Below are 13893 nucleotides of genomic sequence, written 5' to 3' on the forward strand. Positions count from 1 at the left end.
GCCCTTGTGCCCTCTCCCGGTTCGGGAGAGGTTCGGGCGCGGCCATTCCGCCCGGAGCGTCCACGCGAAAGCGTCCGACCCGATCGAAGCGGCCCGCCCCTCCTTCCCCCTCTCCCGTCAGGGAGGGGGGTCCTGTTCCGCCTGGGAAGAGTGACATGTCCGCCGAAAAGCCCGCCCCCCTCGCCGGTCTCCGCGTCCTCGAGCTTGCCCGCATCCTCGCCGGCCCCTGGTGCGGCCAGATGCTGGCCGACCTCGGCGCCGAGGTGGTCAAGGTGGAGCGCCCCGGCGCCGGCGACGACACCCGCACCTGGGGCCCGCCCTTCCTCAAGGGCGCCGACGGAGCCGACCTCGGCGCCGCCTACTTCCACGCCACCAACCGCGGCAAGCGCTCGGTAGCCATCGATTTCGAGACCGCCGAGGGGCAGGCCGCCATCCGCGCGCTGGCCGCCCAGAGCGACGTGCTCATCGAGAACTTCAAGCTCGGCGGCCTGAAGAAGTACGGGCTCGACTACGAGAGCCTGAAGAAAATCAATCCCCGCCTCGTCTATTGCTCGGTCACCGGCTTCGGCCAGGACGGCCCCTATGCGCCGCGCGCCGGCTACGACTTCCTGGTGCAGGGCATGGGCGGCATCATGGACCTGACCGGCGACCCGGACGGCGAGCCGCAGAAGGTGGGCGTCGCCTTTGCCGACATTTTCACCGGCCTCTATGCCACCATCGGTATCCTCGCGGCCCTGCGCCGGCGCGAGACCACGGGCGAGGGCGGCCATGTGGACATGGCCCTGCTCGACACCCAGGTGAGCGTGCTCGCCAACCAGGCCATGAACTACCTCGCCTCGGGCAAGGCGCCCAAGCGCATGGGCAACGCCCATCCCAACATCGTGCCCTACCAGGTGTTTCCCTGCGCCGACGGCTATTTCATTGCCGCCGTGGGCAATGACGGCCAGTTCGCGCGCTTCTGCGCCGTGCTCGGCGCGCCGGAGCTGGCTGGAAATGCCGACTACGGCACCAACCCGGCCCGCGTCGCCCATCGTGCCGCGCTGGTGCCGCAGCTCTCCGCCCTCACCGCCGCCTTCAGGCGCGACGACCTGCTCGCCGCCCTGGAGAAGCAGGGCGTGCCCGCCGGCCCCATCAACACCGTGCCCCAGGTGTTCGACGACCCGCAGGTGATCCACCGCGGCCTGCGCGCCGACCTACCGGAGGCCGGCGGCGGCACCGTGCCCGCCGTGGCGAGCCCCATCGTGCTCGACGGCGCGCGGCAGATGGCCGCCACCGCCAGCCCACGCCTGGGCGCCGACACCGAGGCCGTGATGGCGCGCATCAAGGACCTCATCGGAAAGGTGTGACGGCCCGCGCCGTTCCACCCCGCCGGACGGCGGCCTGCGGGCGGGGGCTCCGCCGCCGTCCGGCAAACCCTTTCGGGCTCCCTCGGCCAGAGGCCGGCCGCCTTGCGCGCGCCACGGGCCGGTGCCATGGATCGGGCGGCCATGAACCGCTTCGCCGCCCTCATCGACCGGCTCGGCTTCGAGCCGGGGCGCAATGCCAAGATCCGCCTGATGGCGGACTATTTCCGCGCCACGCCAGATCCCGAGCGCGGCTATGCCCTGGCGGCGCTCACGGGCGCCTTCTCGTTCGCCAATGCCAAGCCGGGCCTCGTCCGCGCCCTCATCATGGAGCGCGCAGACCCGGTGCTGTTCGAGCTGTCCTATGATTACGTGGGCGACCTCGCCGAAACGGTGGCCCTCATGTGGCCGCGGCCGGAGGGCGCGACGGCCCACGCGCCCCTTCTCTCGCAGATCGTCCACGATCTCTCCACCCTGCCGAAGAGCGCCCTGCCGCGCACCCTCGCCGCATGGCTCGACGGGCTCGACGAAACCGGCCGCTGGGCGCTGCTGAAGCTCATCACCGGCGCGCTCCGGGTGGGCGCCTCGGCGCGGCTCGCGAAGACGGCGGTGGCGAGCCTCGGCGCGGTGACGCCGGACGATGTGGAACTGGTGTGGCCGGGGCTGGAGGCGCCCTACGCGCCCCTGTTCGCCTGGGTGGAAGGCAGGGGCCCGCGCCCCGAGACCTCGAACCCCGCCCCCTTCCGCCCGGTGATGCTGGCCCACGCCATCGAGGAGGCCGACTTCTCCACCCTGGCGCCGGAGGATTTCCGCGCCGAATGGAAATGGGACGGCATCCGCGTGCAGGCGGCGGCCGGCACCGGGCCGGACGGCGCGCGCGTGATGCGCCTGTATTCGCGCACCGGGGAAGACATCTCCGCCGCCTTCCCGGACCTCGTGGAGGCGCTCGATTTCGAGGGGGCGCTGGACGGCGAGCTGCTGATCGTCCGCGACGGCAGGGTGCAGCCGTTCAACGTTCTCCAGCAGCGGCTCAACCGCAAGAGCGTCACCCACAAGCTGCTGGCCGAGTTCCCCGCCCACATCCGCGCTTACGACCTCCTGGCCGAGGGCGCGCAGGACCTGCGCGCGCAGCCCTTCACCGCGCGGCGGGCCCGCCTCGCGGCGCTGGTGGCGCGGATCGCCTCGCCCCGGCTCGATCTTTCGCCCCTCGTGCCGTTCGCGGCGTGGGACGACCTCGCCGCCGCGCGGCGCGACCCGGCCGCCGCCGGGGCCGACGCCGACGCGGAGGCGGTGGAGGGCGTGATGATGAAGCGCGCCGACAGCGCCTACCTGCCCGGCCGCCCCAAGGGCGCGTGGTGGAAATGGAAGCGCGACCCGCACACGGTGGACGCGGTGCTCATGTATGCCCAGCGCGGCCACGGCAAGCGCTCATCCTATTATTCCGACTACACCTTCGGGGTCTGGACGGCGGGGCCGGAGGGCGACGTGCTGGTGCCCGTGGGCAAGGCCTATTTCGGCTTCACCGACGAGGAACTGAAGACCATCGACGCCTTCGTGCGCAAGTTCACGCTCAACCGCTTCGGCCCGGTGCGCGAGGTGGTGCACGAGAAGGACGCCGGGCTGGTGCTGGAGGTGGCGTTCGAGGGCCTCGCCCGCTCGCCGCGCCACCGCTCCGGCCTCGCCATGCGCTTCCCGCGCATCGCGCGCCTGCGGTGGGACAAGCCGCCGGGCGAAGCGGACCGCCTGGAAAGCCTGGAAGCCCTGCTGAAATAAAGCTGGAGCGCTTCATCTTCTCATGAAATCGATGAAGCGCTCCGATCGATTGATGTCACGCGTTTTCGAGCGAACCGGCGTCCGCTTCGCCCAGAAGCGCCTCTATTGGCTCGCCCACACGATGCGCGCCATCCACTCCACCTGGTCGAGCGGGATCTGGCGATCCTCGTGCGCAGGGTTGAGGGAGCGCAGCTCGATCTGGCGGGCGGTCCTGCGCACCAGCTCCTTGGCCATCACCTCCCCCTCGCGGGTCTTCACCACCACCCGGTCGCCGCGACGGATGTCCGCCTGAGGCGAGACCACCACGATGTCCCCGGCCCGATACACCGGCTCCATGGAATCCCCTGCGATCTCCAGGGCATAGGCATGGGGGTCGCTCACCTCCGGAAAGGCGATCTCGTCCCAGCCGGCGCCCACCGGGAACCCGGCGTCGCCGAAGAAGCCACCGGTGCCCGCCTGGGCGAAGCCGATCTGCGGAATGGAATGGGCCGCACCGCGCGGCGCGGCGCCGCCCCCCTCCCCGAAGCCGTCCACGCCGGGGCTGCCGGCGCGCCCCGGTTCCAGCAGGGCGAGGAAATGGCCGAGGCCGGTGCCGGTGGCTTCCAACGCCTTGGAAATACTTTCCGTGGAAGGCCAGCGCGGCCGCCCGTCGGCGGTGATGCGCTTCGAGCGGTTGAAGGTGGTGGGATCGAGCCCCGCCCGCCGCGCGAGGCCCGAGGTGGAGAGCCCCTGCCGCTCGGCGAGCTGGTCCACAGCCTTCCATATCTGCCCGTGGGTGAGCATGGTGATCTCAAATCCTTGCCAGCCACGCCAAGCATAAGAATTTGTTCCTCACGTGTCAAGGAATTAAATCCTTACACATATGAACCGCTTTGCGGGGCTTGGCGGCGGCGGCGCGCCTCTGCTCTAAGAGCATCTCCAGCCGGGAGCCTGCCCATGCCGTCCGTCGTCTACAAGATCACCCCCGCCGAACCATGGGCCGCAGCCGAGGCGGAAGGCGCCTTCACCGGCGCGCCGGTGGATGTGGCCGATGGCTTCATTCACTTCTCCACCGCCGCGCAGGTGCGCGAGACGGCGGCGCGGCACTTCGCGGGCGCCCACGGCCTCAGGCTCGTGGCGGTGGATGCTGCCACCCTCGGCGCGGCCCTGCGGTGGGAGCCCTCGCGCGGGGGCGCGCTGTTTCCCCACCTCTACGGGCCGCTGCCCGTCTCAGCCGTGCTGTGGGTGAAGGACCTGCCGCTCGGTGCCGACGGCGCCCACGCCTTCCCGCCACTGGACGAAGACGCTTGAGGCCAAGGGCGCCAGCCCTTACGCATTAGCCTTTGCTCAGGCCCGCACGGAGCCTGGGCGAAACCCGCTTGTGAGAGAACCCCATTGGGCGCCGCTCGAAGACCGGGGCCGATGGTAGGAGGCGGGCCGGCTCACGCGGGGCGGAAAGTGCGCCGCACCAGCGCCGGCAGGCGCGCGCCCTGCAGCACGCCGCGCGCCACCAGGAACACCATCATCGCCCCCCACAGGCCGTCGTTGCCGAACGGCCGCAGCAGCCACCACGCGGCCACATAGATCCCCACCGCCAGCAGCATCAGGTTGCGCATGTCGCGCGACCACAGGGCGCCGATGAACACCCCGTCGAAGGCGAAGGCGCTCACTCCCGCCACCGGCAGAAGCGCCGCATAGAGCAGGTAGCGCCGCGCCTCCTCCCGCACCGCGGGGCTGGCGGTCATCAGGTCGATGAGCGCGGGGCCGACCGCGAGGTAGATGAGCGCCGCCGCCAGGGCGAAGCCGAACCCCCACACCAGCACCAGCGTCACCCCCCGGCCGAACGCCTCCAGCCGCTGCGCACCCACGGCGGCGCCGCAGATCTGCTCGGCCGCGGTGGCAAAGCCGTCCAGGAAATAGGCGGCGAGAAGGCCGAGGTTCTGCAGCACCGCATTGGCCGCCAGGGTCACGTCGCCCGCCCGCGCGCCCTGGGCGGCGAAGAAGAAGAAGGCGAACATCAGCGCCGCCGTGCGGATCATGATGTCGCCGTTGAGCAGCATGGCCTCCCGCAACCGGGCGCGGTCGAGCAGCACCGCCCGCGGCACCCTGTCGAACAGGCCGATGACGCCCGTGCCCCCGAGCCGCGCGCACAGGAGGAGGCCGACCATCGCGCCCACCACCTCTGCCGCCAGCGTGCCCGCCGCCGCCCCGGTGATGCCCAGGCCGAGCTGCAGCACCAGGAATGCGGTCAGCGCCATGTTGAGCAGGTTCATTCCCACCTGCAGCGCCAGCGCCCGCCCGGTGCGCCCGAGCCCGGTGAGCCAGCCCAGCACCGCATAATTGGCGAGGCTGAAGGGCGCGGCGAAGATGCGCACGTTGTAATAGTCCGCCACCGCCCCGTTCACCTCCGCGCTCGCCCCCGCGAGCCGCAGCGCCGCCGCGAGGATGGGCACCTGGAGCGCCACCAGCACGAGGCCGCAGGCAAGCGCGATGAGCAGCGCGCGGGCGAGCACGGCGCGCTGCTCCACCGCATCGCGCCGACCCACCGCCTGGGCCGCCAGCCCCACCGTGCCCATGCGCAGGAAGCCGAAGCCCCAGAACAGCATGTCGAAGATGACGGCGGCCAGCGCCACGCCGCCGAGCAGGGCCGCATCCCCCAGCCGCCCCACCACCGCCGCGTCCACCACGCCCAGCATGGGGGTGGTGAGGTGCGCCACCGTCATGGGCAGCGCGATGGCGAGCACCCGCCGGTGGGTGACGGGCCCGGTTCCGGCATTCACGGCGCCGCCTCAGCGCCGGGCGCCGGCGATACGCATGATGAGCCAGAGCGGCACCACGATGACCGCCCCCAGCAGGAAATAGCGCCAGATCCGCTCCACCGCCTCGAAGCCGAAGGAGAACAGGCTGCGCACCAGGCGCTCCAGGCTCTGGAAAATGTTCATGGGATCGAGCCCCAGCGCCGCCAGGATCACGCCCACCACGATGGAAAGCACCACGAGGCGCACCAGCACCCAGGCGGGCGAGCCGCCGAAAAAGCGGGTGAGCTCGGTGTTGTCGGACATGGCGGCCTCCTGTGCCCGCATCGTTTAACATGCCGCAGGCGGGAAGAGGAATCGCCCGTGCGCGGCAGCTCGACAAGCCGCGCCCGCAACGCTACAGCGCTTGCGCGAACGCGTTTGCTCGCGCGCGAGATTTGAAGATCCGCCGGAGGTTCATACCGATGAGGCTCGCCCGGACGATGCTCGCCTTGCTCGCGGCTCTCTGCGCCGCGCCGGCCCTGGCCGGAGAGGCGCCGCGCACCCTCATCATCCTCGACGGCTCGGGCTCCATGTGGGGCGTGGCCGGCGGGCAGCGCAAGCTCGCCGCCGCGCGGGAGGCGATCGACAAGGCCGCCGCCCGACTGCCGGCGGACCGCCCGGTGGGACTGATGGCCTACGGCCACCGCCGCAAGGGCGACTGCGCCGACATCGAGCTGCTCGTCCCGCCCGCGCCGGGGTCCGGCCCGGCGGTGCGGGGGGCAGTGAAATCCATGCACTTCCTCGGCATGACGCCGCTGGCGGCGGCGCTGCGCAAGGCCGCGGAAGCCCTGCGGCCCGCCGATGCGCCCGCGACCGTCGTGCTCGTCACCGACGGCGTCGAGACCTGCGAGGGCGATCCCTGCGCCGTGGCGGCCGAGCTCAAGCGGGCGGCGCCTGGCTTCACCGCCCACGTCATCGGCTTCGGCCTCTCGCGCGAGGAAGGGGCGCAGGTGGCCTGCATCGCCCGCAACACCGGCGGCAGCTACATGGAAGCGGCCAATGCCGCGACCCTCGACGCGGCATTGGCCGAAACCATAGATGCGCCGGCCCCGCCGCCGGGCGGCATCCGCTGAGCCCGGCGGGAGAGAAGGCGCAGGGAGAACGGCCCCCGGCGGGGCACATGCCGCCGTCCCTCCCGGAAACGGCGGGCAGGCGGCGTAGCGAGCTTGAGGAACGCCATTGGGAACCGCTGAGTTTCTCTTCGCCGTGTGGGCCCTGCTGCTCACCCCCGGCCCCACCAACACCCTGCTCGCCCTGGCGGGCACCACAGGGGGCCTTCCCCGTGCCGCGCGCCTCATGCCGGCGGAGCTCATCGCCTACCTGCTGGTGACGCTTCCGCTCGCGGCGTTCGGCGCCGAGACCCTCGCCCAGTGGCCCGAGGCCGCGCGGCTGGTGAAGCTCGCCGCCGCCCTGTGGGTCGCCGTGCTCGCGGTAAAACTTTGGCTGCCGGACGCCGCCCACGGCGCGGCGGGGGAGGTCACGGCCGGCCGCGTGTTCGCGACCACGCTCCTGAACCCCAAGGCGCTCGTCATCGGCCTCGTCCTGCTGCCGCGCGGCGGCGCGCCGGACTTCGCCCTCCATGCCGGCCTTTTCGCCGCCTCGGTGCTGGCGGTGGCGACCATCTGGGCCGGGGCGGGCGCGCTGCTGCGCCGGGGCGCGAGCGGCGCCACGCCCCTCCTCTTCCGCCGCGCCGCCGCCTGCTGGCTGGCGGTGCTGGCCGTGGCGCTCGCCGGAGCCGCCCTTTCCGCCTGAGGCGCGGGCGGCGCGCCCATTTGCCAGCGGCCGGCAAACCTGCTAAGCACCGCCCCTTCACAAGGACGGCCACGCCGATCCGCCGACCGGGCCCCACGCCCGGAGGTCACCGCCCGACAGCGCGATGCGCCCTCGGGCGCGTTCGGCGTTGTCTTGTCGCTTGTGAGAACGAACCAGACGGACGCCCATGTTCGACAACCTCTCCGACCGCCTCGGCGGCATACTCGACAAGCTGAAGCGACGCGGCGCGCTGACCGAAGCCGACGTCGGCGAGGCCATGCGCGAGGTGCGCCGCGCGCTCATCGAGGCCGACGTCGCCCTCGACGTGGTGCGCTCCTTCACCGACCGGGTGCGTAACCGCGCCGTGGGCGTGGAGGTCATCAAGTCGGTGACCCCCGGCCAGATGGTGGTGAAGATCGTCCATGACGAGCTGGTCGCCACCCTCGGCTCCGACGCCGACCCCATCGATCTCAACGCCCCCGCCCCGCTGCCCATCCTGATGGTGGGCCTCCAGGGCTCGGGCAAGACCACCTCCACCGCCAAGATCGCCAGGCGGCTCACCGAGCGCAACAAGCGCAAGGTGCTCATGGCTTCGCTCGACACCCGCCGCCCGGCGGCCATGGAGCAGCTCGCCACCCTCGGCACCCAGGTGGAGGTGGCGACGCTGCCCATCGTCGCCGGCCAGAGCGCGGTACAGATCGCCAAGCGCGCGCTCGATGCCGCCCGCCTCGGCGGCTACGACGTGGTGATGCTCGATACCGCCGGCCGCGTCACCCTCGACGAGGCGCTGATGGCCGAGGTGGCGGAGGTGAAGGCCGCCACCGGCCCGCACGAAGTGCTGCTGGTGGCCGACAGCCTCACCGGCCAGGACGCGGTGAACACCGCCAAGGCCTTCGACGCGCGCGTGGGCCTCACCGGCATCGTGCTGACCCGCGCCGACGGCGACGGGCGCGGCGGCGCCGCGCTCTCCATGCGGGCCGTCACCGGCAAGCCCATCAAGCTGCTCGGCACCGGCGAGAAGATGGACGCGCTGGAGGATTTCGATCCTCACCGCGTGGCCGGCCGCATCCTCGGCATGGGCGACGTGGTGGCCCTGGTGGAGAAGGCCGCCGAGGCCATCGACATCGAGAAGGCGAAGGTGACCGCCGAGCGCATGCGCAAAGGCACCTTCGACCTCGAGGACCTGCGCAGCCAGCTCCAGCAGATGCAGAAGATGGGCGGGCTCGGCGGCCTCATGGGCATGCTGCCGGGCGTCGCCAAGATGAAGAACCAGATCGCCTCCGCCAACCTCGACGACAAGGTGTTCAAGCGGCAGGTGGCCATCATCGGCTCCATGACGGCGAAGGAGCGCGCGCACCCCAAGCTGCTCGACGCCTCCCGCAAGCGCCGCATCGCCGCCGGCTCCGGCACCAAGGTGGAGGAGATCAACCGCCTCCTGAAGATGCACCGGCAGATGGCGGACGTGATGAAGGCCATGGGCGGCCCCGCCGGCAAGCGCGGCCCGCTCGCCGGCCTTGCCAGCATGATGGGCTTCGGGGGCGGCGGCCCCTCCCCCGAGATGCTCCAGGAGATGGCGGAGAAGATGGGCGCCGGCGGCCCCGGCGCGGCCGGCGGCGGCCTGCCGCCCAGCTTCCCCGGCCTGCCCGGCGGCGGGCTTCCGTCCCAGTTCCCCGGCGGCCTGCCCGGCCTGCCCAAGGGCCTTCCTCCGGGACTTCCGGGCCTCGGGAAACCGAAGAAAAAATGAACCCGATCACGGCATGGATATTGGAAAATATCCAGATCGACCTCGGGAATCTCGTGGTCGGAATTGCCACGATCTTCATCGCCATGGTCACGCTGCGCACGACCATGGCCAACATCCGGATGGAAGCGAACCATCGCATCGCCTCCTTCCGGGTGAATTGGATAGAGAATTTGAGGACCGAGGTCTCGAAATTCATCGGGGCCGCGCACATCCTGAAGAAGAAGGCATCGCAGGGAATCAAGAACGAGATCGACGATCTTCATACCGATATCATGAGGATCGAGAGCTACATCGTTCTGATGCTGAACCCGAACGAAGCCGAACACAGGATCCTCAAGGACGAACTGGAGCAGACCCGCAGCTCCCTCGCTCTCTTCTCGCAGAGCGCGGACGCGGGCCTGGGCCGGCAGATTGACCAGGACCTGAAGACCATATCCGACACCACATCCAGAATCTTGAAGTCAGAGTGGGACCGCGCGTCCGCTGAGATCAAGAAGAAGAGCTGACGAAAGGAAGAACAATGTCCCTCAAGATCCGTCTCGCCCGCGGCGGCGCCAAGAAGCGTCCCTACTACCGCATCGTCATCGCCGACACCCGCTCGCCCCGCGACGGCCGCTTCATCGAGAAGATCGGCACCTTCAATCCGCTGCTGGCCAAGGATGCCGAGAACCGCGTGGTGCTCGACACCGAGAAGGCCAAGGCGTGGCTCGAGAAGGGCGCCCAGCCCACCGACCGTGTCGCCCGCTTCCTGGACGCCGCCGGCCTGCTGAAGCGCGATGCCCGCAACAACCCCAAGAAGGCCGAGCCCGGCGAGAAGGCCAAGGAGCGCGCCAAGGAGAAGGCCGAGAAGGCCGCCGCCGCCGCTGCCCCCGCCGAGGACGCCCCGGCCGAGTGATCCCGCGCGGGCGGCGCACGCCGCCCCGCGTTCCGGCGCCCACATGGGTGCCGGGATCGCCCCTACGGGCGACGCAATTGCAGGCGGATCGCATCGCGGTCCGCCCCCTCCTTCGTGCAGAAGCGCGCCGCCGTTCCAAGATGCCGGGCCCGCAGGGCCTGAAAGCGTCATCCGCGCGCCTCCCCCTCTCGGACCATCCTGCGTCCCGCGCCGGCTCGACCCGGAACCGGGAGGCCTGCCCCCGCCTTTCTCCCGCGCCCGCGCCGCCGGGACTTTCCAGCCGCCACGGCGCTTCCTATCTAAGCCGTGACCCGCCCGAAGCGCCGCGCGCCCCGCCGGTGCTCTCGCCCGCATCTAGACAAAGGCGCGCCCGCGCCCCATTCCTTCACCTCCAACTCCCTGGAGCGTTGCATGTCCGAGCCCCTGACCCTCTCGTTCGCCAAACTCGCCTCCGCCCCCAAGGGCGTGGTGATCGTGCTCACCGACGAGACGCTGGCGTTCGGCACCGCCACCCAGAAGCTGCTGAAGGGCGCCGACGCCGCCTTGACCCGCGCCTTCGACGCCGAGCGCTTCAAGGGCAAGGCCTTTTCGGGGCTCGACCTGCTCGCCCCCGCCGGGCTCGACGCGCCGCGCCTCATCGTGCTGTCGGTGGGCAAGGCGGCGGAGCTGAAGGCCACCGATTTCCTGAAGCTCGGCGGCGTCATCGCCGGCAAGATCCCCGCCAACGCCCGCGAGGCGAGCGTGCTGGTGGAGCTGCCCGGCACCAAGATCGCCCCGGAATCCGTGGCCGAGATCGCCCTCGGCGCCAGCCTCAGGGCCTATGAGTTCGACCGCTACAAGACCAAGAAGAAGGACGACGCCGAGCGCGGCGCCCTCACCCTCGGCCTGCTCGTTTCCGACGAGGCCGGCGCCAGGCGCGCCTGGGCCGCGCGGGAGGGCGTGGCCGATGGCGTGCTGCTCGCCCGCGATCTGGTGAACGAGCCTGCCAACGTGCTCGACCCCGTCGAATTCGCCCGCCGCGCCGAGGAGCACCTCTCCGGCGTGGGCGTGGAGGTGGAGGTGCTGGGCGACGCCCAGCTCCATGAGATCGGCATGCGCGCGCTGCTGGGCGTCGGCCAGGGCTCCATCAAGGAAAGCCGCGTGGTGGTGATGCGCTGGAACGGCGGCGCCAAGGATGAGGCCCCGGTGGCCTTCATCGGCAAGGGCGTCACCTTCGACACCGGCGGCATCTCCATCAAGCCCGCCGCCGGCATGGAGGACATGAAGGGCGACATGGGCGGGGCCGCCTGCGTCACCGGCCTTCTCTATGCCCTCGCCGCCCGCAAGGCGAAGGTGAACGCGGTGGGCGTCATCGGCCTCGTGGAGAACATGCCCGACGGCGCCGCCCAGCGCCCCGGCGACATCGTCACCTCCCTCTCCGGCCAGACCATCGAGGTCATCAACACCGATGCCGAGGGCCGGCTCGTGCTGTCCGACGTGCTCTGGTACGCGAAGGACCGCTTCAAGCCCAAGTTCATGATCGACCTCGCGACCCTCACCGGCGCCATCCTGGTGGCCCTGGGGCAGGAATATGCGGGGCTGTTCTCCAACGACGACGCGCTGGCGGAGAACCTCGCCAAGGCCGGCACCGAGACCGGCGAGCGGGTGTGGCGCCTGCCGCTGGGCCCGGAATACGACAAGCTGATCGACAGCAAGTTCGCCGACATGAAGAACACCGGCGGCCGCAACGCCGGCTCCATCACCGCCGCCCAGTTCCTCCAGCGCTTCGTGGAGAAGACCCCGTGGGCGCACCTGGACGTGGCGGGCACCGCCATGGCCTCCCCGGCGTCCGACATCAACAAGAGCTGGGGCTCGGGCTGGGGCGTGCGCCTGCTGAACCAGCTCGTGAAGGATCATTACGAGGGCTGAGGCACTCTCCAGGCCTTCTCCGGTCGCGCACGATTAAGGCGGCGAGGCTCCCTCGCCGCCTTTCGCATTTCCCGCGGAGGAAAAGCGGCGCGCCGTTGCGCGCATCCGCCCTTGCGCCGCGCCTCCGGGCGCGGGAGAAAGGCGCACCTGAAGCCTCCCGCCGGCCGCCATGACCGAAGTTCTGTTCTACCACCTCGAGCGCCGCCCCCTGGAGCAGGTGCTGCCCACGCTGCTGGAGAAATCCCTGGAGCGCGGCTGGCGGTGCGTGGTGCAATGCGGCTCGGCCGAGCGGCGCGATGCACTCGATGCCCACCTGTGGACCTATAACGAAGCCTCCTTCATGCCCCACGGCACCGAGGCCCAGCCCCAGCCCGAGCGCCAGCCGGTGCTGATTGCCACCACCGAGGCCAATCCCAACGGCGCGCAGATCCGCTTCCTGGTGGATGCGGTGCCACTCTCCGACGCCGCGCCCTATACCCGCGTGGTGCATCTGTTCGACGGTCGCGACACCGAGCAGGTGGCCGCCGCGCGCGAGCGCTGGCGCGAGGCGAAGGCCCAGGGCCACGCCCTCACCTACTGGCAGCAGGACGAGAACAGCCGCTGGGTGCGCAAGGCCTGAGGCCAACGACAGTGGGCTTTTCTCACGGGCCTTGGGCCAAGCCCGCGCGGCGCTTGCGCGAAACCCGCGCGGCACCGGTCAAAGACCGGGGCCGAGGGTGCCGGCCCGAAAGCCCGCCCCGCGCAGCGCGCCGGGCATGCATACCCATCCTCTCCCGAACGCGGCCTCAATCAGGCGCCGTCGAGCGCATCGATGAGCACGCCCAGCGCCTGCGCCCGCGCCGGCAGCGCCGGATGGAGGCAGACGATGCGCCGCGCGAAATCCTGTGCATCCGGCACCAGGCGCATGTGGAGGCCGCTCGCCTCCAGCCCCGGCCACAGGGGCACCAGCGCATGGCCCATGCCGCGTGCCACCAGCAGGGCGATGGTCTCCAGCGCGTCGAGATCGCACCGGACCTCGGGAAACAGGCCGCGCGCCTTCATATAGTCCGCCGCCAGCCGTCCGCCCCAGGAGGCGGGGTCGTAGCGGATGAACGGCCCCGCCCCGATGGCCACCTCCACCTCTTCGCGCGCCACCGGCTCCCGGCTCAGCAGTACCAGCGGCTCCGTGCGCAGCAGGCGCGCCGCCAGCCCCTTGGGCAAGGCGAAGGGCGGCGCCACCAGCACCGCCGCATCGAGCGCGCCGTGGGCGAGCTGCTCGTAGAGCTGGAGCGAGCTGCCCGGCACCAGTTGCAGCTTCAGCCCCGGCGCGGTGCGGGTAAGCGCGTCGAGCGCGCCGGGCATCAGCCCCGTGAGCATGGTGGAGATGGCGCCCACCACCAGCTCCCCGGAGAGCGCGCCGCCGGCGATGTCATCCCTTAGCAGCGCCGCCTCGCGCAGGAGCCGCCGCGCCCGCGGCAACAGCGCGAGGCACGCGGGCGTGGGGCGAGCGGCATGGGCGCTGCGGACCAGCAGCACGCAATCCAGCTCGCGTTCCAGCGCCTGCACCCGTTGGCTCACGGCGGCGGCGGTCAGCTTCTCCCGCCGGGCGGCGGCGGCGATGGAGCCGGTCTCCGCCACCGCAATCAGGCTCTGAAGGAAGCGCAGATCCAAAAGGAAACCTTAGCCTGAGAGACGCAATTATATAGTTTTTGCATCGTAGGG

14 protein-coding genes are annotated in these 13893 nt (G+C 71.0%); 10 read left to right on the forward strand and 4 right to left on the reverse strand.

The genetic code is table 11. The features are described 5' to 3' along the window. The first annotated feature begins 155 nt into the window (after positions 1–155). Positions 156–1346, forward strand: coding sequence for a CaiB/BaiF CoA transferase family protein (locus V5F61_RS11530; RefSeq protein ID WP_393988047.1), 1191 nt, complete (start codon positions 156–158; stop codon positions 1344–1346). Positions 1347–1487: 141 nt separating this feature from the next. Beyond that, entirely contained in the window at positions 1488–3116 is a 1629-nt protein-coding gene (locus V5F61_RS11535) for a cisplatin damage response ATP-dependent DNA ligase (protein WP_393988046.1), read from the forward strand. Between the two features lie 102 nt (positions 3117–3218). On the opposite strand, the gene V5F61_RS11540 is transcribed toward V5F61_RS11535, so the two are convergent. Continuing rightward, on the reverse strand, positions 3219–3899 hold the full coding sequence (locus V5F61_RS11540; protein WP_393988045.1) for a S24 family peptidase: 681 nt from the start codon (positions 3897–3899) through the stop codon (positions 3219–3221). Between the two features lie 153 nt (positions 3900–4052). Here V5F61_RS11540 and V5F61_RS11545 point away from each other — a divergent pair, with 153 nt between their 5' ends. Next, the gene (locus V5F61_RS11545) at positions 4053–4406 is read left to right on the forward strand and encodes a DUF952 domain-containing protein (RefSeq protein ID WP_393988044.1); all 354 of its coding nucleotides are present in this window, start codon (positions 4053–4055) and stop codon (positions 4404–4406) included. Positions 4407–4537: 131 nt separating this feature from the next. On the opposite strand, the gene V5F61_RS11550 is transcribed toward V5F61_RS11545, so the two are convergent. Together V5F61_RS11550 and V5F61_RS11555 are read right to left on the reverse strand one after the other, a co-directional pair. Further along, positions 4538–5875 (reverse strand): MATE family efflux transporter, encoded by a 1338-nt coding sequence (locus tag V5F61_RS11550; protein WP_393988043.1) that lies wholly within the window; start codon positions 5873–5875, stop codon positions 4538–4540. Positions 5876–5884: 9 nt separating this feature from the next. Beyond that, positions 5885–6157, reverse strand: a complete 273-nt coding sequence (locus V5F61_RS11555) for a DUF6460 domain-containing protein (RefSeq protein ID WP_393988042.1) — start codon at positions 6155–6157, stop codon at positions 5885–5887. A gap of 158 nt (positions 6158–6315) precedes the next feature. On the opposite strand from V5F61_RS11555, the gene V5F61_RS11560 reads away from it, so the two are divergent. From V5F61_RS11560 to V5F61_RS11590, 7 genes are all read left to right on the forward strand, one after another. Next, positions 6316–6966 carry a VWA domain-containing protein gene (locus V5F61_RS11560; protein WP_393988041.1) on the forward strand — a complete coding sequence of 217 codons (651 nt, stop codon included), beginning with the start codon at positions 6316–6318 and terminating at the stop codon, positions 6964–6966. A 106-nt stretch (positions 6967–7072) separates the two neighbouring features. Continuing rightward, positions 7073–7645 carry a hypothetical protein gene (locus V5F61_RS11565; RefSeq protein ID WP_393988040.1) on the forward strand — a complete coding sequence of 191 codons (573 nt, stop codon included), beginning with the start codon at positions 7073–7075 and terminating at the stop codon, positions 7643–7645. A gap of 187 nt (positions 7646–7832) precedes the next feature. Then, positions 7833–9389 (forward strand): signal recognition particle protein, encoded by a 1557-nt coding sequence (ffh, locus tag V5F61_RS11570; RefSeq protein WP_393988039.1) that lies wholly within the window; start codon positions 7833–7835, stop codon positions 9387–9389. Further along, on the forward strand, positions 9386–9895 hold the full coding sequence (locus tag V5F61_RS11575; protein ID WP_393988038.1) for a hypothetical protein: 510 nt from the start codon (positions 9386–9388) through the stop codon (positions 9893–9895). Before ffh ends, V5F61_RS11575 begins: the two co-directional genes overlap by 4 nt. A 14-nt stretch (positions 9896–9909) precedes the next feature. After that, complete coding sequence (gene rpsP, locus V5F61_RS11580) at positions 9910–10284, forward strand: 30S ribosomal protein S16 (protein WP_393988037.1); 375 nt, start codon at positions 9910–9912, stop codon at positions 10282–10284. A 411-nt stretch (positions 10285–10695) separates the two neighbouring features. Next, positions 10696–12192, forward strand: a complete 1497-nt coding sequence (locus V5F61_RS11585) for a leucyl aminopeptidase (protein ID WP_393988036.1) — start codon at positions 10696–10698, stop codon at positions 12190–12192. A gap of 169 nt (positions 12193–12361) precedes the next feature. Next, positions 12362–12811, forward strand: a complete 450-nt coding sequence (locus V5F61_RS11590; protein WP_393988035.1) for a DNA polymerase III subunit chi — start codon at positions 12362–12364, stop codon at positions 12809–12811. A 170-nt stretch (positions 12812–12981) separates the two neighbouring features. On the opposite strand, the gene V5F61_RS11595 is transcribed toward V5F61_RS11590, so the two are convergent. Then, positions 12982–13842 (reverse strand): LysR family transcriptional regulator, encoded by an 861-nt coding sequence (locus V5F61_RS11595; RefSeq protein ID WP_393988034.1) that lies wholly within the window; start codon positions 13840–13842, stop codon positions 12982–12984. Positions 13843–13893: the final 51 nt, after the last annotated feature.

This window comes from Xanthobacter sediminis, assembly GCF_043195015.1.
Lineage (GTDB): Bacteria > Pseudomonadota > Alphaproteobacteria > Rhizobiales > Xanthobacteraceae > Xanthobacter.